The 19,347-nt window shown below is 47.1% G+C and carries 18 protein-coding genes; 1 reads left to right on the top strand and 17 read right to left on the bottom strand.

What is annotated here, in order from left to right:
• Positions 1 to 170 precede the first annotated feature (170 nt).
• The 5 genes from ACFQPF_RS02185 to ACFQPF_RS02165 form a co-directional block, all read right to left on the bottom strand.
• Complete coding sequence (locus ACFQPF_RS02185) at positions 171 to 668, bottom strand: MarR family transcriptional regulator (RefSeq protein WP_379745834.1); 498 nt, start codon at positions 666 to 668, stop codon at positions 171 to 173.
• Between the two features lie 205 nt (positions 669 to 873).
• A complete protein-coding gene (locus ACFQPF_RS02180) occupies positions 874 to 1,998 on the bottom strand; it encodes a tripeptidase T (RefSeq protein WP_379745832.1) in 1,125 nt (374 codons plus the stop codon).
• Positions 1,999 to 2,016: 18 nt separating this feature from the next.
• A complete protein-coding gene (locus tag ACFQPF_RS02175; protein ID WP_379745829.1) occupies positions 2,017 to 3,570 on the bottom strand; it encodes an acyl-CoA carboxylase subunit beta in 1,554 nt (517 codons plus the stop codon).
• A 3-nt stretch (positions 3,571 to 3,573) separates the two neighbouring features.
• Positions 3,574 to 4,413: a methylmalonyl-CoA epimerase gene (gene mce, locus ACFQPF_RS02170; protein WP_379745826.1), complete on the bottom strand. Its 840-nt coding sequence runs from the start codon at positions 4,411 to 4,413 to the stop codon at positions 3,574 to 3,576.
• Between the two features lie 18 nt (positions 4,414 to 4,431).
• Entirely contained in the window at positions 4,432 to 6,066 is a 1,635-nt protein-coding gene (locus tag ACFQPF_RS02165) for an acyl-CoA mutase large subunit family protein (protein WP_379745864.1), read from the bottom strand.
• 351 nt (positions 6,067 to 6,417) lie between these two features.
• Between ACFQPF_RS02165 and prli42 the strand changes: the two genes are divergently transcribed.
• The gene (gene prli42, locus ACFQPF_RS02160; protein WP_165766713.1) at positions 6,418 to 6,510 is read left to right on the top strand and encodes a stressosome-associated protein Prli42; all 93 of its coding nucleotides are present in this window, start codon (positions 6,418 to 6,420) and stop codon (positions 6,508 to 6,510) included.
• 54 nt (positions 6,511 to 6,564) lie between these two features.
• On the opposite strand, the gene ACFQPF_RS02155 is transcribed toward prli42, so the two are convergent.
• The 12 genes from ACFQPF_RS02155 to yqiS form a co-directional block, all read right to left on the bottom strand.
• A complete protein-coding gene (locus tag ACFQPF_RS02155) occupies positions 6,565 to 7,074 on the bottom strand; it encodes a L,D-transpeptidase (protein ID WP_379745823.1) in 510 nt (169 codons plus the stop codon).
• A gap of 51 nt (positions 7,075 to 7,125) precedes the next feature.
• Entirely contained in the window at positions 7,126 to 8,085 is a 960-nt protein-coding gene (locus tag ACFQPF_RS02150; protein WP_379745820.1) for an aromatic acid exporter family protein, read from the bottom strand.
• A gap of 88 nt (positions 8,086 to 8,173) precedes the next feature.
• Positions 8,174 to 8,896, bottom strand: coding sequence for an amino acid ABC transporter ATP-binding protein (locus ACFQPF_RS02145; protein WP_379745817.1), 723 nt, complete (start codon positions 8,894 to 8,896; stop codon positions 8,174 to 8,176).
• Positions 8,889 to 10,355, bottom strand: a complete 1,467-nt coding sequence (locus tag ACFQPF_RS02140) for an ABC transporter substrate-binding protein/permease (protein ID WP_379745814.1) — start codon at positions 10,353 to 10,355, stop codon at positions 8,889 to 8,891. Before ACFQPF_RS02140 ends, ACFQPF_RS02145 begins: the two co-directional genes overlap by 8 nt.
• A 342-nt stretch (positions 10,356 to 10,697) precedes the next feature.
• A complete protein-coding gene (locus ACFQPF_RS02135; RefSeq protein ID WP_379745811.1) occupies positions 10,698 to 11,135 on the bottom strand; it encodes a BrxA/BrxB family bacilliredoxin in 438 nt (145 codons plus the stop codon).
• 158 nt (positions 11,136 to 11,293) lie between these two features.
• The gene (locus tag ACFQPF_RS02130) at positions 11,294 to 12,598 is read right to left on the bottom strand and encodes a dihydrolipoamide acetyltransferase family protein (protein WP_379745808.1); all 1,305 of its coding nucleotides are present in this window, start codon (positions 12,596 to 12,598) and stop codon (positions 11,294 to 11,296) included.
• A 23-nt stretch (positions 12,599 to 12,621) separates the two neighbouring features.
• Entirely contained in the window at positions 12,622 to 13,605 is a 984-nt protein-coding gene (locus ACFQPF_RS02125; protein ID WP_379745805.1) for an alpha-ketoacid dehydrogenase subunit beta, read from the bottom strand.
• Positions 13,606 to 13,617: 12 nt separating this feature from the next.
• Complete coding sequence (locus ACFQPF_RS02120) at positions 13,618 to 14,610, bottom strand: thiamine pyrophosphate-dependent dehydrogenase E1 component subunit alpha (RefSeq protein ID WP_379745802.1); 993 nt, start codon at positions 14,608 to 14,610, stop codon at positions 13,618 to 13,620.
• Positions 14,611 to 14,628: 18 nt separating this feature from the next.
• Positions 14,629 to 16,050 carry a dihydrolipoyl dehydrogenase gene (gene lpdA / locus ACFQPF_RS02115; protein ID WP_379745800.1) on the bottom strand — a complete coding sequence of 474 codons (1,422 nt, stop codon included), beginning with the start codon at positions 16,048 to 16,050 and terminating at the stop codon, positions 14,629 to 14,631.
• A gap of 19 nt (positions 16,051 to 16,069) precedes the next feature.
• Positions 16,070 to 17,179 carry a butyrate kinase gene (gene buk, locus ACFQPF_RS02110; protein WP_379745797.1) on the bottom strand — a complete coding sequence of 370 codons (1,110 nt, stop codon included), beginning with the start codon at positions 17,177 to 17,179 and terminating at the stop codon, positions 16,070 to 16,072.
• A 24-nt stretch (positions 17,180 to 17,203) separates the two neighbouring features.
• Positions 17,204 to 18,304, bottom strand: coding sequence for a branched-chain amino acid dehydrogenase (gene bcd, locus ACFQPF_RS02105; protein ID WP_379745794.1), 1,101 nt, complete (start codon positions 18,302 to 18,304; stop codon positions 17,204 to 17,206).
• 31 nt (positions 18,305 to 18,335) lie between these two features.
• Positions 18,336 to 19,241, bottom strand: coding sequence for a phosphate butyryltransferase (gene yqiS / locus ACFQPF_RS02100; protein ID WP_379745791.1), 906 nt, complete (start codon positions 19,239 to 19,241; stop codon positions 18,336 to 18,338).
• Positions 19,242 to 19,347 lie beyond the last annotated feature (106 nt).

The raw sequence follows: 19,347 nt of genomic DNA, 5'->3' as shown, positions 1-19,347 counted from the left end.
TGATTTGGTTTTGTTTGAGTACAAACAGTCTAACCAAATTAACCTACGCTGTTACGTACAGGAGTTGCTTCGTTCATGATAACTTTATTCCTAAACTTTTTGACTGCGTCGAGATTCACCTTTGTTAAAAAGTATAATTTCTTTAAAGTGCAAAAAAAGAAGCAAGATAATTATCTTGCCTCCTCCAGCGCCTTTCCGGTATTCACGATCCATTCGACATAATCACTTCCGTGAAAATGATCGTTCAGTTCTTTATGAAAACGAATAAGATCTGCCATAAACGTTTTTTTGGATTCATCTTCCATTTGGACTTTAATAAAATCATACAACTTGCATTGAAAATTGGCTGATTGCTTTTGTTTTTCTACACCCTCTTCCGACAGCTTCACATATGACACACGGCGGTCGGAATTCTTTTTTATCACTTCAACCAGGTTTTTTTCGCGCAGCCTTTTAATCACCTGCATGACCGTCGAAACATCCCATAATCCAATTTGTGCGATGCGCGAAACGGTCACTTCCTGTTCAAGATGAACAATCCATAGTACATGCTGTTCCGCCTGAGTCAGACCGATCGATTTGGCTGATTTCTGCCAATCTTCTTCTAGTACTTTGTACACTCCCCGCATATAATTCAGCATCATATGCAAGTTAGCAAGCTCACTCATTAATTTTCCTCCAAATGTCCGGCTTGGGCTATTCTATGTATTTCATTTTGATGTTAAAAACATCTTACATAATATGTAAAGTCAATGTCAACCGAAAGTAGAATTCCAATAACAAAATGATGAAATGATTCACTATGACGTCTATTCACATTATCGGTTTTATTTATTGCCTTTATAGTGAAAAAAGGCCGAATCCGGCCTTTTTTTAATTTGATTCTGCCGTTTCCTGAATGACTGCGATGATCATCTCCGCTGTTTTCATAAGTTCAGAAACAGGCATTCTTTCATTCGTCGTATGAATTTCTTCATATCCAACCGCCAAGTTCACAGTCGGTATGCCATGACCGGCAATAACGTTCGCGTCGCTTCCGCCACCGCTTTGAAGCAGTCTGTACGGTCTGCCGATTCGGGCTGCTGCTCTTTTGGCAAGCTCAACAACATGATCGCCGTCGCCAAACTTAAAACCTGGGTACATAACAACGACCTCGACCTCTGCACGTCCTCCAAGTTCTGAGGCCACTGTTTCAAACGCTTCTTTCATCTTCGCTGTTTGCACTTCCATCTTTTCATTGATAAGCGAGCGTGCTTCAGCCAAAATTTTCACATGATCACATACGATGTTCGTTTGACTGCCGCCTTCAAAGCGCCCGATGTTAGCCGTCGTTTCCTCGTCAATACGGCCAAGCGGCATGCGCGAGATCGCTTTTGCTGCGATCGTGATCGCAGACACCCCTTTTTCTGGCGCTACTCCAGCATGAGCCGTCTTACCGAAAATATCGACGAAAAGCTTTGCCTGTGTAGGTGCTGCGACGATAATATCACCTACCGGCCCGTCACTATCTAGGGCATAGCCATACTTCGCTGTAATCTTTGAAGGATCGAGTACTTTTACTCCAACAAGACCCGATTCTTCACCGACCGTGATGATGAACTGGATGTCTCCGTGCTTGATGTCTTGTTCTTTTAGCAGGCGGATCGCTTCGAACATTGCCGCCAAGCCTGCTTTGTCATCCGCACCAAGAATGGTCGTCCCGTCTGTGACAACATAGCCATCTTTTATTGAGGGCTTTACGCCCTTTCCAGGCACTACGGTATCCATGTGCGAGGTAAAATAAATCGGATCCACGCCTTCTTTATTGCCTTTGAGCGTGCAAATCAAATTGCCGGCACGATGATCGGTCTTTGACGCCGCATCGTCCTCATATACATCTACGCCAAGCGCTGTAAACTTTTGCGTCAATACTTTAGCGATTTCCGTTTCAAACATTGTTTCAGAATCAATCTGGACAAGCTCTAAAAACTCGTCGAGCAAGCGCTGCTCGTTAACCATGAATCAACAACTCCAGTTCTAAAGTGGTATGTTCCCGTGTTTTTTGTACGGCCTTGTCTCTTTCTTTGTCCGCAGCATATCGAGCGCCTGTATGCACTTGATCCTCGTTTCTCGCGGATCGATCACATCATCCACCATTCCTCTGGCAGCAGCGACATAAGGATTGGCAAATTTAGTTCGGTACTCTTCAATCTTCGCGGCTCGAACCTCTTCAGGGTTACTGCTCGCTCCGATCTCACGGGCAAAAATAATGTTTGCTGCCCCTTGAGGACCCATCACCGCGATTTCAGCGTTCGGCCAGGCAAACACAAGGTCTGCGCCGATCGATTTACTGTTAAGAGCGACGTATGCCCCTCCGTACGCTTTTCTTGTGATCACCGTAATCTTCGGGACCGTTGCTTCTGAGTAGGCGTATAATATTTTGGCACCGTGCCTGATGATGCCCCCATGCTCTTGTTTAACACCAGGAAAAAAGCCTGTCACATCTTCAAACGTGATGATCGGAATGTTAAACGAATCGCAGAACCGGATAAACCGGGACGCTTTATCCGAAGAATCAATATCAAGACCGCCAGCCATCACTTTTGGCTGGTTGCACACTAATCCTACCACTTCTCCCTTGATGCGCGCAAAGCCGACGACAATATTTCTGGCAAAACCAGCGTGCACTTCCATAAAGCTCTCTTCATCGACTACCTGTTTGATCACCGTGCGGACATCATATGGCCTGGCTGATTCGAATGGTACAAGATCCGCTAAATCTGGTCTGTCATCCTCTTTCTCTGAAGAACGGTATTCGGCTGCAGGCGGCTTCTGCTCGTTGTTCTGCGGCAGATAAGATATGAGGCGCCGAACCTGGTCGAGCACTTCTGCCTCCGTCTCACCGGTAAAATGGGCATTTCCGCTCTTTGTGCTGTGAACCTTGGCACCGCCAAGATCTTCAGACGAAATCTTTTCACCAGTGACCGTCTCGATCACTTTCGGACCGGTGATAAACATCTGGCTCGTCTTTTCCACCATAAAGACAAAATCCGTGATCGCTGGAGAATAAACCGCTCCTCCGGCACAGGGCCCCATAATGACAGAAATTTGCGGGATGACACCAGAGTAGATGGCGTTTCGGTAGAAAATATGGCCGTAACCGTCTAGGGAAACGACACCTTCCTGAATGCGGGCACCGCCGGAATCGTTAAGCCCGATAAACGGCGTTCCATTTTTCGCTGCCAAATCCATGACTGCACTGATTTTTTCTGCATGCATCTCTCCGAGCGCGCCGCCAAACACGGTAAAATCCTGTGCGAAAAGGTAGACCGGCCGGCCGTCAATCTTGCCGTAGCCCGTCACGACGCCCTCACCCGGCGCTTCCATTCCGCCAAGCCCGAAATCGACGCAGCGGTGCTCGATAAACGGGTTCAATTCTACAAAGGTCCCTTCATCCAGCAAATAGGAGATCCGCTCTCTGGCCGTCCACTTGCCTCGTTCATGCTGCTTTTCAATACGGTCGTCTCCGCCGCCAAGCTCGATCTTTGTCTTTTTGTCATACAGCTCGTTAATCTTATCAAACATATCCATCTATCAGCTGTCTCCTCTCTTTTTCTCGCACAGCTCGACTAATACTTTGCGTGTGGATGACGGATGCAAGAAAGCGATCTCTGCCCCTCCCGCACCTTTTACAGCCTGATCATGGATCATCTGGATGCCGTGCTGCTTCAGTTCTGCTATCCGTTGGTTGATATCACTGACTCCAAGTGCCACATGATGGACACCTTCACCGCGCTTTGCAATGAACTCAGCGACCGCACTAGAAGGGTCTGTCGGCTCGAGAAGCTCAATTTTCGACTCTCCGATCGCCAAAAACGCGACTTTCACACCCTGCTCTGCTACTGTTTCGATCGCCTCGAGCTTCAATCCGAGAACGTTCACGTAAAAAGGGAGCGACTCATCAAGTGACGTGACCGCGATGCCGATGTGGTCGATTTTTTTTGGCGCTTCTGTTAAAGGAGCAGCTGCATAGCCCTCTCTCTCGGCGACTGCTTTCTCGATATATTTCGCTGTATCAATCGTGGGCGTTCCAGGCGTGAAAATCTTTCTGATCCCTTTTGATTCGAGGAACGGGATGTCTTCCCAAGGAATCACACCGCCTCCAACAACGATGATATCTTCTGCCCCTCGTTCTAGCAGCAGTCTTGTGATTTCAGGAAAAAGCTCGTTATGTGCACCAGAGAGGCACGATAGTCCGATGGCGTCCACATCTTCCTGAATGGCCGATGCAACAATCTGTTCAGGTGTCTGGCGCAGACCTGTGTAGATCACTTCCATGCCGTAATCTCTCAAAGCCTGTGCGACGACAAGCGCTCCTCTGTCATGGCCGTCTAATCCCGGCTTCGCTATTAACACACGTATCGTTTTGTTCATGATTACTCCCCGCTCTCTCTATATTCCCCTGTATTCGCCGAACTCTTCGCGCAAAATGCCGCAAATCTCTCCGATCGTGCAATACGATTTCACACAATCCAATATGACGGGCATTAAGTTGCTTGAAGAACGAGCTGTCTGCCTAAGCACTTCCAACTGAGCGCTCGCTCGGTTGGCCTCTCTCTTTTCACGAAGCAACTCAAGTTTCGCTCTTTGTTTTTCACCGAGTGCAGGATCTACTCTCAAAAGCTCAGGCTGTGCTTCGTTTTCAAGTGTGAACGAATTCATTCCGACAATAATCTGCTTGCCGCTCTCAATTTCTTTCTGCGTCTCATAGGAGGTATGATGAATTTCCCGCTGCATATACCCTTGTTCGACCGCCGAGACGGCCCCTCCGAGCTCCTTGATTTTCTGGATATATTCAAGTGCCCCTGCTTCAAGAGAATCTGTCAGACTTTCCACGTAATAAGACCCTGCTAGCGGATCGACCGTATCGGCAACCCCGCTTTCATGGGCGATGATCTGCTGTGTTCTAAGAGCGATGCGGGCGGACTCCTCTGTCGGCAGGGCGAGTGCTTCATCTCTTGAATTCGTATGAAGGCTCTGCGTGCCTCCGAGCACAGCGGCGAGCGCCTGAAGCGTCACACGCACGATGTTATTATCCGGCTGCTGCGCTGTCAATGTTGATCCACCTGTCTGGGTATGAAAACGAAGCTGCCAGCTTTTTGGGTTCTGTGCGCCATATGTATCTTTCATAAATCTCGCCCAGATACGGCGTGCTGCTCTAAACTTCGCCGCTTCCTCAAAGAATTCGTTGTGCGCGTTAAAAAAGAAGGCCAGTCGCGGGGCGAATTCATCGATATGCAGCCCGGCCTCAATCGCTGCATCAACATACGCCAGCCCGTTCGCGATAGTGAAAGCGAGCTCCTGGACCGCGTTCGATCCTGCTTCACGGATATGGTAACCTGATATGGAAATGGTGTTCCATTTCGGTACATTGTCTTTGCAATACGCAAAAATATCGGTAATCAGACGCATAGAAGGCTTTGGCGGGAAGATATAGGTTCCCCTCGCGATGTATTCTTTGAGAATATCATTCTGTATGGTTCCTGAAATTTTAGAAGCAGGAACTCCCTGCTTTTCCGCTACCGCGATGTACATCGCGAGCAGCACCGCGGCCGGTGCGTTGATCGTCATTGAAGTAGAAACCTGATCGAGCGGTATATCTTTTAATAGTGCTTCCATATCTACAAGTGAATCAATAGCCACACCGACTTTTCCTACTTCGCCTCTAGCCATTGGATGGTCCGAGTCATAGCCGATTTGAGTGGGGAGGTCAAACGCGACAGACAATCCGGTCTGCCCCTGCTCTAGCAAATAGCGAAAACGCTGGTTCGTTTCTTCAGCCGATCCAAAACCGGCATACTGCCTCATAGTCCAATGGCGCGCGCGGTACATCGTCGGCTGTATACCGCGGGTGAAAGGGTATTCCCCTGGAAGTCCAAGCTTCTCTTCTGGATACCCTTTTTCTTCAGGTCCGTATAGACGGTCTATATGTATATCAGAACTTGTCGAAAATGCACTTCTCCGCTCAGGAAATTTCTCCATCAACGCTTCCGTTTTTCTTTTCCACTCTTCATAACGCTGCTGCATGATTAATAGCGCCTCCTGTATAAGAATTTCCATGATGGCTTCTTGTTCCTTCACTCCATATGCGGTCATGAACTTATGCCGCTTACGGACTAACACTATAAAATTCGTCATGTAAGCGCTATTTCCTGCTTGATTCTTCATTTTTTCGACAAATACTAGACTTGGAGACCTGGGGTACGGTACGCAACTCCCTCTTTAGCTGCAATACATGAAGAGAAACGATAAAGTACCGGACCCCGGCATTTGGCCTACTATTTGAAGTGGTGTTCATGCTATCCTTGTCTTAGGATAGCAAATACCGTTAAAATAAATAAAAAGGCAAGTCGTGCTGTTATGAAAGGATGTCAATAAATGTCACCGAAGCTCATAAAAGCAGTGGTGTATGTGATGATTGCCTCACTCGTCATCACATCACTGCTGACAGGGTTAAGCTTATTTATGTAAAAGATGCCGCGGCGGAAGGTTCACTTTCCGCTGCGGCATTGTTTATTTTTTCACTTATTGGCTTTTCAAATGACGCAAAATATCATCAAACCCATATTTCGATTTGACAACGATGACGGCTGCGCCTCCGGGGATATGATCATATACATACTGGACGTCATCCTCCAGCATTCGCACACAGCCGTTGGAGGCGTATGTTCCAATCGATGCAGGGTTGTTGCTGCCATGTATCCCGTACATCCGCCCGTCGGTGTTACGCGCATCAAACCCGATCCATCTCGAGCCGAGCGGGTTGTCCTTGTCTCCACCCGGAATGTTCGCTTTGCGGTAATAAGGATTTACTGCTTTCACTGTCACAGTGAACGATCCAACAGGTGTTAAACGGTCTTCTTTTCCTGTTGCGACCGGAAAGGTCTTCACAATCTTTCCATGTTCAACCAAAGCGAGTGTGTTGGAAGTTTTATTAATGATCACAAAGGGATCACCTGTTTCGGCCGCGCTTCCAAGCGGCCATACAGGAGACAAGGCGAGCAAGAAGAATACTGACGTTTTAATCCAGAACATCTGATTCACCGCTTTTTATTTTTAGTATTTCACGCGGCTAAAAGACCATTCTTAAACATCACTTTTTTTGAACGTTTTTTTAATCTCTAGATACTGCTCTACTTCATTAAGCAAGAAAAACAATTTCGACCTTGTTTCGAATTCTTCACGTGTTTTCGGGAGCGGCATTTCGCGGAACTCGTGGCGCATCTGCTGCAGTCTGTTCAAAAACAAGACCGCTGTGTTCCCAGGATGAACGCCTTCGCTTAAGCTCTCACAGAACAACCCAAGCTTCTCTCCTTGTATGTACGATTTATCGATCGACGAGATGATTGGCAGCATCTGTTCGATGATTTCGAACTGCTTTTCCCGCATTTTAAAATAATGGTAATATTCATTTTCATAACGCGCAAAATGATTCTCTACATCTCGAAATGCAAGGCTTTTTGCCTTTTTAATCAGCGCTGCACACTCGGTAATTTCTTTGCCGTCCCAATCATGGCTGTCCAGATGAAGATATAAATAAAATTCGTGAAAGATGAGCTTGAATTTAACCTCTATCTCCTGCTGCAGTTTTTTCAGCTCTCGCTCCATGCTCGGCATATAAAGGTTCGCTGCAAGAGCCGTTCCGACACCTATGGCGATCAGCGCGAGTTCGTTGCTAATGATATCCCAGGACAGTTTTTTCACGCTGTACAGATGAAGGATGATTACCGAACTCGTAATAATGCCTTCCTTCGCTTTAAACGATACGGCAACCGGAATAAACAGCAAAAACAATAGTGCCAGCGCGGCGGGATGATAACCGATTATCGAAAAGATAACCGAGGCGATCACGATCCCGATCAAGCAAGCCAAAATTCGTTCCCATGAAGAGATCAGGGAACGCTTCTTCGTAATTTTTATGCAGAGGATCGTCAGGATGCCGGCTGAGCTGTAAAATTCCAGCTCCAGCATTTGAGCGATCCAAATCGCAGCAGCTGCACCGAGTGCGGTTTTTAACGTGCGATACCCGATTTTAAACGGTTCCATTTCTAAATAAGCCCCTCTTCTTTCTTTCAATTAGGTTTCCCTAAATCACGAGAACAAACAAAAGACCCCATTACTGGGGCCTCTTCCACTATAACACTTTTTCAAGAAACGCTCTTGCTCTTTCTGATTTTGGTGATGAGAAAAACTCCTGAGGAGAAGCGTCTTCTACCAGTTTCCCCTCATCTAGAAAGAGCACTCGGTCTGCCACTTCTCGCGCAAATCCCATTTCATGTGTGACGATTGCCATCGTCATGCCGCTGCCGGCCAAAGACTTCATAACGTCAAGCACTTCTTTGACCATTTCAGGATCAAGAGCGCTTGTCGGCTCGTCAAACAGCATCACTTCCGGCTTCATCGCCAATGCACGTGCGATCGCCACACGCTGCTTTTGTCCTCCGGAAAGGCGGGCTGGATATTCATCAGCCTTTTCCAGCAGCCCAACCTTGCTTAGCAGTTCCTTCGCCTGTGCTGCTGCATCGGCACTAGATAAGCCATTCACGGTTTTAGGGGCATACATGACATTTTCAAGGACTGTCATGTGAGGAAACAAATGAAAATGCTGAAACACCATACCGATCTTTGTACGGATCTTCTGAATGTCCGTCTTTTTTCCTGTCACCTCTTGATCCTTGAACCATACTTCGCCTTTTGTTGCGGTTTCCAGGTTGTTGATGCAGCGGAGAAGCGTAGACTTCCCTGAGCCAGAAGGCCCGATAATCGCGACCACCTCACCTGTTTTGATGTCGAGAGAAATATCTTTCAATACTTCATTTTTTCCGAATTGCTTGGATAGATTCTTGATCTTAATCACCGCGGCTCATTCTCCTTTCAACCATGCGTCCTAATACAGTAAGTGCCATTACCATCACATAATAGATAAGTCCCGCAACGATCAGCGGCTCAAAATAACGGTACGTATCGGCACCGACGATCTGCGAGCGGCGCATGATATCCATAACCCCGATCACGGCGATGATCGCGGATTCTTTTGTTAGCGTAATAAATTCGTTCATTAAAGCAGGCAGAATGTTTTTTAAGGCCTGCGGAAGGATGATCTGACGCATCATCTTGCTGTACGGCACGCCAAGTGCTAGAGATGCTTCACGCTGCCCTTTGTCGACGGCGTTGATTCCGGCACGGATGATTTCTGAAATATAAGCGGCAGAGTTAAGGCCGAATGTGAGCACACCCGCCAAGAATGGAGATATCTCGTACCCTGTAAGCTGAGGCGTTGCAAAGTAAAAGAATAACAGCTGCAAAATAAGCGGTGTTCCGCGGAAGATGGACGTATATGCGTCAGCGAACCAGCGGAGTGGAGCAAATTTGGCAATTTTCATGAGTGCGAGCAGCGATCCAAGGAAAAATCCTAGTACGATCGATACCGATACAAATTTCAAGGTCGTGATGATGCCTTTTAAGATGAACGGAATAGAGATCGCCGAAAAATCAATGCCTGAAGTATCCTCTTTTTCGCTGTCTTTCTTTTCAATCTTGAACCATTTTTGTACGAGCTTGTCCAGTTCACCGCTCTCTTTCATCTTATCGATTTCTTGGTTAAACTGCTCAGTCAGCTTGCTGCCTTTTGGGAAGGCGGCCGCTGATCCAGCAGACCCTGTATTCGGAATGACGAACGCTTTTAATTTGCTGTTTTTGTTCAGATATTCTACGGCTACCCCGTCTTCAATGATCGCCGCATCGATCCTGCCGGTTTGAAGCTCTTGTACGAGGTCAGGAATCTTATTTCTTTTTTCGAGTTTAACTTCATCAACCTTGTCCGTGATTTTTTTGGCTTCTTTCTCTTGAATCGAACCTAGCTGAACACCAAGGGCCTTGCCTTTTAAGTCTTCAATTTCTTTTATGTTTTTATCGTTTGTAACGATCAGCTGCTGTGCACTGTAATAAATTTTCGAAAAGTCAACTTTCTGTTTTCTTTCCTCGTTCGGTGTCATGCCTGCCATGACAAAATCGACGCGTCCAGAATCGACGGCAGGAACAAGTCCGTTAAAGTCCATGTCTTTCACCACAAGATTGTAGCCGAGTTCATCCGCAATATGCTTGGCTATATCAATGTCAAAGCCAATGATCTCATTGCTCTTGGCTGTATCAATATACTCATACGGAGGATAATCAGCAGAAGTACCCATCACCAAAGTTTTAGCATGCTTTTCTTTTGCCTCTGCTGACGGTACACCTTGAACAAAACTTTGTCCGGCAAGGCCGATCAGCATGATAGCGGCGAAAAGGAGAACCGCCAGTTTTTTTCTAGCCATAAATCCAACCCCATCTCTGTGTAATAGTAAAATGTGCGACAATTAAAAATAGTATGATTAATAAATCTCTGCTTGGCAACACCTATGACAAAAATTCATATTTATTCACTAAAATGGATTTTAACACACGTTTAGCTGTACTGGATGTTTATTTATTATTCTGAATAATCATGCATAAAGAAACCTCGGCTGACGACAAGACTTTAAGTCAGCCTTAGTTGAACGTACACTACGCTCCTAACGTTTTGACTGCGTCGGATTTCTCCTCTGTTAAAAACTTCTACTTCGCTTAAAGGTCAAAAAAAAGACAGCCAGATCTTTTCCGGCTGCCTTGATTTCCTATTATGAGCAATATTTTTGAAATGCCTCGCGAAGTTTGTTTACCACTTCCATCGGATCCGATCCTTCGATCTCGTGGCGTTCTACCATCATCTGAATCTCTCCGTCTTTCATCAGTGCGAATGATGGTGAAGAGGGCGGATAGCCGGTAAAATAGCTGCGAGCTTTTTCGGTCGCGTCTTTATCCTGTCCAGCAAACACCGTGACTAGCTGGTCGGGTGCCCTTTCTCCTTTAGGAGCGAACGCGGCAGCCGGGCGTGCGATGCCGCCTGCGCAGCCGCACACCGAGTTGACCATAACAAGAGTAGTCCCTTTTTTATCCAAAGCTGCTGTCACTTCCTCTGGTGTTTGGAGCTGCTGGTAGCCTGCTTCTATCATTTCCTTTCTTGCCGTCTCTACTACATCGTTAAATAAGTTAAATTGATTGAACTGAAAATTCACGATTTCACTTCCCTTCATCTCTATTCTACTCAATGCGGCGCAAATACAAAAGAAAAAGCGCCGGATCTATTTCCGGCACTTTTCCTTAGGGGGTATGGGGTATTCTATAGTCTGAATATACCCGCTCATCTTTCTAGTAAACCTCTTTTTTAAAAAAATTAATAAAGAGATGTTGTATCCTTTGAAACTGTCTCCAAACGCTGCTTGATTGAGGCAAGGAATCTTCCGCAGACTAATCCGTCTAGAACTCGGTGATCGAGTGACAAGCACAGGTTGACCATATCTCTTACCGCGATCATGCCGTCAATAATGACAGGGCGTTTGACGATAGATTCAACGGAAAGTATCGCTGCTTGAGGATAATTGATAATCGGCGTGGACATGATCGATCCGAATGAACCGGTATTGTTTACCGTGAACGTTCCGCCTTTCATGTCATCTCCTGAAAGCTTGTTAGCCCTCACTTTGCCTGCCAAATCGTTCACCTCACGGGCAATACCTTTAATGCTCTTTTCATCCGCATGTTTGATAACCGGCACATAAAGGGCGTCATCGGTTGCGACCGCGATGGATATGTTAATATCCTTCTTCTGAATGATCTTGTCGCCCGCCCACATGGAGTTGATTTGCGGAAATTCTTTTAACGATTCTGTTACCGCTTTAATAAAAAACGGAAGGAACGTCAGGTTGTAGCCCTCTTTTGATTTAAACTCACCTTTTACCGAATTGCGGAAGTTCACAAGGTTCGTGACATCCACTTCTACCATCGTCCACGCGTGTGGTGCTTCATGTTTGGACCTTACCATGTTGGCAGCGATCGCTTTCCGTACACCTGATACTGGAATCTCAATATCCCCAGGTGCGGCTTGTGCGCTGACAGTCTGCGCAGGGCGCTCAGCAGCTGATCTCATAGATTGAGCAGGCTGTGGTGATGAAGAAGGTACGTCCTTCTTCACGGCTTCTGGCGTTTGTGGGACTGATGGCCTTTCACCTGAATCAATCAGCTTTTGAATGTCTTTTCGAGTGATGCGACCGCCTAACCCTGTTCCATTAACCGCTTGAAGGTCAATGTTATGTTCTCCAGCAAGACGTACAACAGCAGGTGAATATCGTCCCTTTGCTTCTGCAGCTGGCTTGTCTTTGGCTTGTAAGGCGGTTACATTATCAGGCTTTTCATCCGCAGCAGCTTCAGCAGCTTCAGCAGCCTCAGCAGCCTCAGAGCCTTCCGATTCTATGGAACAGATGAGTTCACCAACAGCTAGTGTGTCACCTTCTTGAGCAATCAGCTCTTTAATCACTCCGCTAAAAGAAGAAGGGATTTCAGCGTTCACTTTATCTGTCATTACTTCTGCTAAAGGATCATATTTATTGACACGATCACCCGGACTTACCAGCCATTTGCTGATCGTTCCCTCTGTCACACTCTCCCCAAGCTGGGGCATCGTTATTTTTTCAACAGCCATAGTATATCTCCTTTCCCTTGTCATTAAAATTCTGCCAGTTCACGCATCGCCTTTTCAATTTTATCTGGGTTTACCATGAAATGTTTCTCCATTGTTGGTGCATAAGGCATAGCCGGTACATCAGGTCCTGCCACACGTTTAACCGGAGCATCAAGATCAAACAAGCAATTCTCAGCGATAATCGCTGCTACCTCACTCATGATGCTTCCTTCTTTGTTGTCTTCGGTAACAAGGAGAACTTTTCCGGTTTTTGTAGCCGCTTCTATGATCGCTTCTTTATCCAGCGGATAGACGGTACGCAAATCCAGCACATGCGCGCTGACACCGTCTTTTTCAAGGCGCTCTGCTGCCTGCAGGGCAAAATGGACGCAAAGTCCATATGTAATGACGGTAATGTCTTCACCCTCGCGCTTCACGTCGGCTTTGCCGATCGGCAGCACATATTCCTCGTCTGGCACTTCCCCTTTAATGAGGCGGTATGCGCGTTTATGTTCAAAAAACAAGACAGGGTCTTCATCACGAATAGCCGCTTTTAACAATCCTTTTACATCATAAGGGGTTGAAGGCATTACGATCTTAAGGCCCGGTGTGCTTGCAAAAAGGGCTTCTACAGACTGGGAGTGGTACAAGGCACCATGCACGCCGCCGCCATATGGAGCACGGATCGTGATCGGACAAGTCCAGTCATTATTGGAGCGGTAGCGGATTTTGGCCGCTTCGGAAACGATCTGGTTAACGGCCGGCATGATAAAATCGGCAAACTGCATCTCAGCAATAGGGCGCATGCCATACATGGCAGCACCTATTCCAACTCCGGCAATCGCCGATTCGGTAAGCGGAGAGTCAATCACGCGCTCTTCACCAAATTCTTCGATAAGTCCGGCAGTCGCTCTGAACACTCCGCCCCGTACCCCAACATCTTCACCTACTACAAAAACCTTTTTATCACGCTGCATCTCTTCGCGTATAGCCTGCGTGACGGCATCGATATATGAAATGATCGCCATGGTTGCTCCCCCTTACTCCGCGTATACAAAGCGCATTGCTGATTCTGGATCGGCATAGGATGCGTTTTCCGCATATTCCGTCGCTTCGTCTACTTCTTTTTTGATTTCATCGTTGATCTGGTTTTCTACTTCTTCTGTCAGGATTCCAAGGTCTCTTAAATACGCGCTGAACGTATGGACGGGATCCTTCGCTTTTGCTTGTTCCACCTCTTCACGAGTGCGGTACGCTCTGTCATCATCGTCCGATGAATGCGGCGTGAGTCGGTATGAGACCGTTTCCACTAGCGTAGGGCCTTCTCCGCGGCGCCCCCGGTCGGCGGCTTCCTTCACCGCTTCATAAACCGCAAGCGGATCGTTTCCATCCACGGTCACTCCAGGTATGCCATAGCCGATTGCGCGGTCAGAGACATTCTTGCATGCGAGCTGCTTCGAGATAGGAACGGATATCGCATATTTGTTGTTCTCACACATGAAAATAACAGGCAGTTTATGAACAGACGCAAAGTTTACGCCTTCATGAAAATCTCCCTGGTTGGAAGATCCTTCCCCAAACGTTGTAAATGTCACAAGGTCGCTGCCTTCCATCCTTCCGCCAAGCGCTACACCTACAGCGTGCGGCACTTGCGTCGTTACAGGAGATGATCCTGTGACGATGCGCAGCTTCTTGGAGCCGAAATGACCTGGCATCTGGCGGCCGCCCGAGTTAGGGTCCTCTGCTTTTGCAAAAGCAGAAAGCATTAAGTCGCGCGCCGTCATGCCGAAATGAAGGACCACACCCATATCTCTGTAGTAGGGCAGAACATAATCTTTCGTGTTATCAAGCGCCATGGCTGCACCGACTTGAGCTGCTTCCTGGCCTTGACATGAGATAACGAAAGGTATTTTTCCGGCGCGATTTAAAAGCCACATTCTTTCATCTATTTTTCGTGCGAGCAAAATCGTTTTGTACATCTGAAGGACATCCTGATCGGATAACCCTAATCGTTCATGACGGTTTTCAGTCATGGTATCAACCTCCTATGATTAAAAATGAATTGCTTTTCCTTCAACTGACAGAGCCGCTTCACCAAAAATCTCCGAAAGGGAGGGGTGCGGATGAATGGTCTGAGACAGCTCCCACGGGGTCGCGTTCAATACACGGGCAAGGCCCGCCTCTGAGATCATGTCCGTCACGTGAGGTCCGATCATATGAACGCCAAGTATGTCATCCGTTTTTTGATCAGCTACGATTTTCACGAAGCCATCACTCTGTCCGTATACTAAAGCCTTTCCAATTGCTTTGAACGGAAACTTACCAATTTTCACGGTAAATCCTTTTTCTTTCGCTTGTGCTTCCGTCAAACCGACACTTGCCATCTCTGGTGATGAATAGATGCATTTTGACACATTATCGTAATTGATACGATGAGGTTTTTCCCCGGCTAGATGTTCGACTGCTGTGATCCCTTCATGTGAAGCAACATGTGCGAGCTGAAGTCCACCAATCACATCGCCGATTGCATAAATATGGCTTTCTTCCGTTTGATAATATTCGTTCGTCTGAATATAGCCTGCATCAATCTTAATCGACGTGTTCTCTAAGCCGATTCCTTCCACATTTGCTTGTCTTCCCACTGATACAAGAATGCGGTCGGCGCTAAATGATTTTTGCGTGCCTTTTACCTCTGCAGAAATGATGACTTTCTCGCCTTTTTGCAGTGTTTCGGGCAGTACCTTCGCACTAGTGACGACCGTGATGCCTTTCTTCTTCAGCACTCGTTCGGCTTCCTTAGAAATATCCTCATCCTCTGTAGGGACAATTCGGTCGGCGTACTCCACGACGGTTACCTCTACCCCAAGGTCATGCAGCATGGAAGCCCATTCGATTCCAATCACACCGCCGCCAACAATAATAATAGAATCTGGCAAGCTCTCCATTTCTAATGCTTCATCACTCGTAATCACTTGCACACCGTCAACTTCTAGGCCTGGCAATGTGCGAGGTCGAGAGCCAGTAGCGATGACAACATTTTGCGGAATGAGGATTTCATTTTCTGTTCCATCGTTAAACTCAACTGAAACAGTGCCCGGCATCGGTGAAAAAATAGATGGCCCTAGGATCCTGCCTGTCCCTTCAAATAGTTGTATCTTTCCTTTTTTCATCAGCGATTGTACGCCCATGTGCAGCTGGTTGACGATGCCTTGTTTTCGCTCTTGCATCTTCGCAAAGTTTAAAGTAACCGCTTTCACTTCTACGCCGAATTCTTCTGCCTTTTTCGCTGTCGCATACACTTCTGCGCTTCTAAGCAATGCTTTTGAAGGGATGCAGCCCTTATGCAGGCATGTTCCGCCAAGCTTACCTTTTTCTACAACTGCTACTTTCTTACCCAGCTGGGCAGCACGTATGGCGGCTACATAGCCGCCAGTGCCCCCGCCGAGGATGACTACGTCAAAGTCTGTTGCCATAAGAACATTCTCCTCTGCACTATCGCTTGACTTGCTCTTTTACTGCTGTATTCGGATAACTCTTCGCTTCTTCCTCGCCCATGAGCACCCGCAGTCCACCTTCTGCGAGAGCCTGCAATTCGTTCTCACCAGGCTGGATGATGCAGTCTGAGATCCATTCAATGCGATCCGTGATCTTTTTTACAAATTCCTTTCCATACGCAAGGCCGCCAGTTAGGATGATCGCATCCACTTTGCCTGAAAGAACGGTGCTCGCCGCTCCAATCTCTTTGGCAACCTGATACGCCATCGCTTCATACAAAAGCGCGGCTTTTTTGTTTCCACGTTCAATCATGCTCTCCACTTCACGGGCATCGTTCGTTCCCAAATACCCGACAAGCCCGCCTTGTCCGACCAGTTTCTTCATGACTTCCTCGGCATAGTACTCGCCTGAAAAGCACATAGAAACGAGGTCGCCTGCAGGCACCGTTCCGGCCCGCTCTGGAGAGAACGGCCCTTCTCCATGCAGTCCGTTGTTCACATCTATGACACGTCCGCCGCGGTGAACACCCACGGTGATGCCTCCGCCCATATGAACAACAATTAAGTTCAGCTTATGGTAAGGGGTATCAAGAGATTTCGCTACACGCCTTGCCACTGCTTTTTGATTAAGAGCATGAAAAATGCTCTTTCGTTCCATTTCAGGTACACCAGAGATGCGGGCGACAGGCTCCATCTCATCGACGACGACAGGGTCGACGATAAAGGAAGGAATATTTAAGTTTCCTGCGATCTCATGGGCGATGATGCCTCCGAGATTGGAAGCATGTTCACCGGAATATCCGATACGCAGGTCTTCGAGCATCTGCTCGTTCACTTCATATGTGCCGCCCTCGATCGGACGCAAAAGTCCCCCGCGGCCGACTACGGCACTCAATTTCGAGATGTTGATGCCTTCTTTATCCAGAGCTTCAAGAATCGTATTCTTCCGGAAAGCATATTGATCGATAACATGCTCAAACTCAGAGATTGTCTCGATATCATGGCGGATTGTCGTTTCAAATACTGAGCGTTCATTATCAAAAATGCCAATTTTCGTAGAGGTTGAACCCGGGTTTATGACTAATAGCCGAAAATCTTTTTGCTGCACGATTCTTTTCCTCCTTCCTTGCCTTTATCTGACACGCTGCGAAAGAATATGGCGCTCATTCAGAAGGAATTGGCTTCTTGATTTTCTCATACGCTCGATTCTTTCTTCTGCCAGACGGTCAGCCGCAAGATATGTTGGGATTTTATCGCGTTTTGAAATTTCGATTACCTTTTCAATGTTGTCATAAATCGTTTCTACTTTTCTCATCGCACGGTCGCGGTTGTACCCGTTTAACTCATCGGCCACGTTGATCACGCCACCAGCGTTGATTACATAGTCTGGTGCATACACGATTCCCATTTCATGGATAAGATCGCCATGTGTGGTTTCGCGGAGCTGATTGTTTGCTGCACCTGCGATGACCTTTGCTTTTAATTGTGGAATCGTCTCATCGTTGATGATCGCACCAAGAGCACAAGGAGCAAAAATGTCACAGTCCACGCTGTAAATTTCAGAAGGCTCTACTGCTTTAGCACCGAACGCATCAACCGCACGCTGTACCGCTTCTTTATTAATATCTGTCACGATAAGAGACGCGCCTTCTTCATGAAGATGCTTGCACAATGTAAACGCAACGTGACCCACACCTTGTACTGCGATCGTCTTCCCTTCAAGAGAATCCGTTCCAAATGCTTCTTTCGCAGCTGCCTTCATTCCGCGGTATACCCCATATGCGGTAACCGGTGACGGGTTGCCTGAAGAGCCAAACGCTGGTGATACGCCTGTAACAAATGGTGTTTCCTGGTAAATGAGATCCATATCTTCAACCGTCGTACCAACATCTTCTGCCGTGATGTAGCGGCCGTTTAAGCCCTGAATGTAACGGCCGAACGCTCGAAACATTTCTTCGTTCTTATCTTTCTTCGGGTCTCCGATGATAACGGTTTTTCCGCCGCCAAGATTTAAGCCAGCAGCTGCGTTTTTATACGTCATGCCGCGAGCGAGACGGAGCGCATCCTCGATCGCCGCATCTTCAGAATCATACGTCCACATTCTTGTACCCCCGAGTGCCGGGCCTAATGTGGTGTCGTGAATGCAGATGATTGCCTTAAGACCAGATTGCTTATCCTGACAGATCACCATTTGCTCATAATCGTACGTTTCCATATATTTAAAAATTTCCATTTGTTATTCCTCCTAAGTTGAGTAGTGTAGGTTACTGTTTTCTGTTCAACGATTTAACCGCAAGCGCGATCGAATAAAACTTGCTCTCTGCGCTGTCTGCCCTAGATGTGAGGACAACAGGCGCTTTTGCCCCCAAGATGACCGCACCCACCTTTGCTTTGGCAAAATACATCAGTGATTTATACAGGATGTTGCCAGTCTCGATATTTGGAACGGCAAGGATATCGGCGTGTCCTGCGACTTCTCCATGAACTCCCTTATGCTCTGCAGCCTCCGGAGATATCGCATTATCGAGAGCCAACGGACCTTCTACGATCCCGTCAACTATCTGCCCTCTCTTGTTCATCATCGTCAGCGCCGCAGCGTCTAAAGTTGGAGTCATTGCTGGGTTCACATTTTCAACAGCAGCAAGCACGGCCACTTTAGGATGTGGAGTGCCGATGGAGGCAGCGAACGTAATGGCATTTTGGATGATTTCCGCTTTTTGCATCAAATCCGGGGCAATATTCATCGCCGCATCGGTCACATAAATGAGGCGCTCGAACCCATTCACCTCAAAAGCCGCCACATGGGATAAAACCTTTCCTGTCCTTAATCCATGTTCCTTGTGCAGCACAGCTTTCAACAGTGTAGAAGTAGAAACCATCCCTTTCATGACAATATGAGCATGGTTTTGGCGGACAGCTTTTACGGCTTCCAATGCCGCTTCTTTATCATCACATGGGACGATGGTTAAGCTCTCAGACCCTGACAGCCCTTCTTTTTCTAAGAAGAACGAAATCTTTTCTTCCTGTCCATAAAGAAGGAAGGATGCAATACTCGCTCTTACAGCAAGAGCTACGCCTTCGATGACTTCTTCATCTGCAGCCGCTGCGACAGCAATAATTGGCTGTATGTTAGAATTCCGAATTTCCTCTACGATTGTATTTAACAGCACGTCAATTTCCGCCTCCTTCTCCCCGCAATATCTATTGCAAGTTTCATGCCAACTTTCGAATCATGTATGACCTACAACAAAGGCTTTTCTATAACGCAATAATTTG

Source organism: Fictibacillus iocasae (genome assembly GCF_042665465.1).
GTDB classification, from domain to species: Bacteria; Bacillota; Bacilli; order Bacillales; family Fictibacillaceae; genus Fictibacillus; species Fictibacillus iocasae.
The sequence above is the reverse complement of the archived record's forward strand: the minus strand, read 5'-3'. Positions and strand labels throughout refer to the sequence as shown.

Coding starts and splice junctions, on each gene's coding strand:
- ACFQPF_RS02140 (WP_379745814.1), bottom strand. CDS start 10,355: ATGGCTAGAAAAAAACTGGCGGTTCTCCTTTTCGCCGCTATCATGCTG.
- ACFQPF_RS02185 (WP_379745834.1), bottom strand. CDS start 668: ATGAGTGAGCTTGCTAACTTGCATATGATGCTGAATTATATGCGGGGA.
- ACFQPF_RS02175 (WP_379745829.1), bottom strand. CDS start 3,570: ATGGATATGTTTGATAAGATTAACGAGCTGTATGACAAAAAGACAAAG.
- ACFQPF_RS02150 (WP_379745820.1), bottom strand. CDS start 8,085: ATGGAACCGTTTAAAATCGGGTATCGCACGTTAAAAACCGCACTCGGT.
- ACFQPF_RS02165 (WP_379745864.1), bottom strand. CDS start 6,066: ATGCAGCAGCGTTATGAAGAGTGGAAAAGAAAAACGGAAGCGTTGATG.
- ACFQPF_RS02180 (WP_379745832.1), bottom strand. CDS start 1,998: ATGGTTAACGAGCAGCGCTTGCTCGACGAGTTTTTAGAGCTTGTCCAG.
- prli42 (WP_165766713.1), top strand. CDS start 6,418: ATGTCACCGAAGCTCATAAAAGCAGTGGTGTATGTGATGATTGCCTCA.
- lpdA (WP_379745800.1), bottom strand. CDS start 16,050: ATGGCAACAGACTTTGACGTAGTCATCCTCGGCGGGGGCACTGGCGGC.
- bcd (WP_379745794.1), bottom strand. CDS start 18,304: ATGGAAATTTTTAAATATATGGAAACGTACGATTATGAGCAAATGGTG.
- mce (WP_379745826.1), bottom strand. CDS start 4,413: ATGAACAAAACGATACGTGTGTTAATAGCGAAGCCGGGATTAGACGGC.
- ACFQPF_RS02130 (WP_379745808.1), bottom strand. CDS start 12,598: ATGGCTGTTGAAAAAATAACGATGCCCCAGCTTGGGGAGAGTGTGACA.
- ACFQPF_RS02155 (WP_379745823.1), bottom strand. CDS start 7,074: ATGTTCTGGATTAAAACGTCAGTATTCTTCTTGCTCGCCTTGTCTCCT.
- ACFQPF_RS02125 (WP_379745805.1), bottom strand. CDS start 13,605: ATGGCGATCATTTCATATATCGATGCCGTCACGCAGGCTATACGCGAA.
- ACFQPF_RS02120 (WP_379745802.1), bottom strand. CDS start 14,610: ATGACTGAAAACCGTCATGAACGATTAGGGTTATCCGATCAGGATGTC.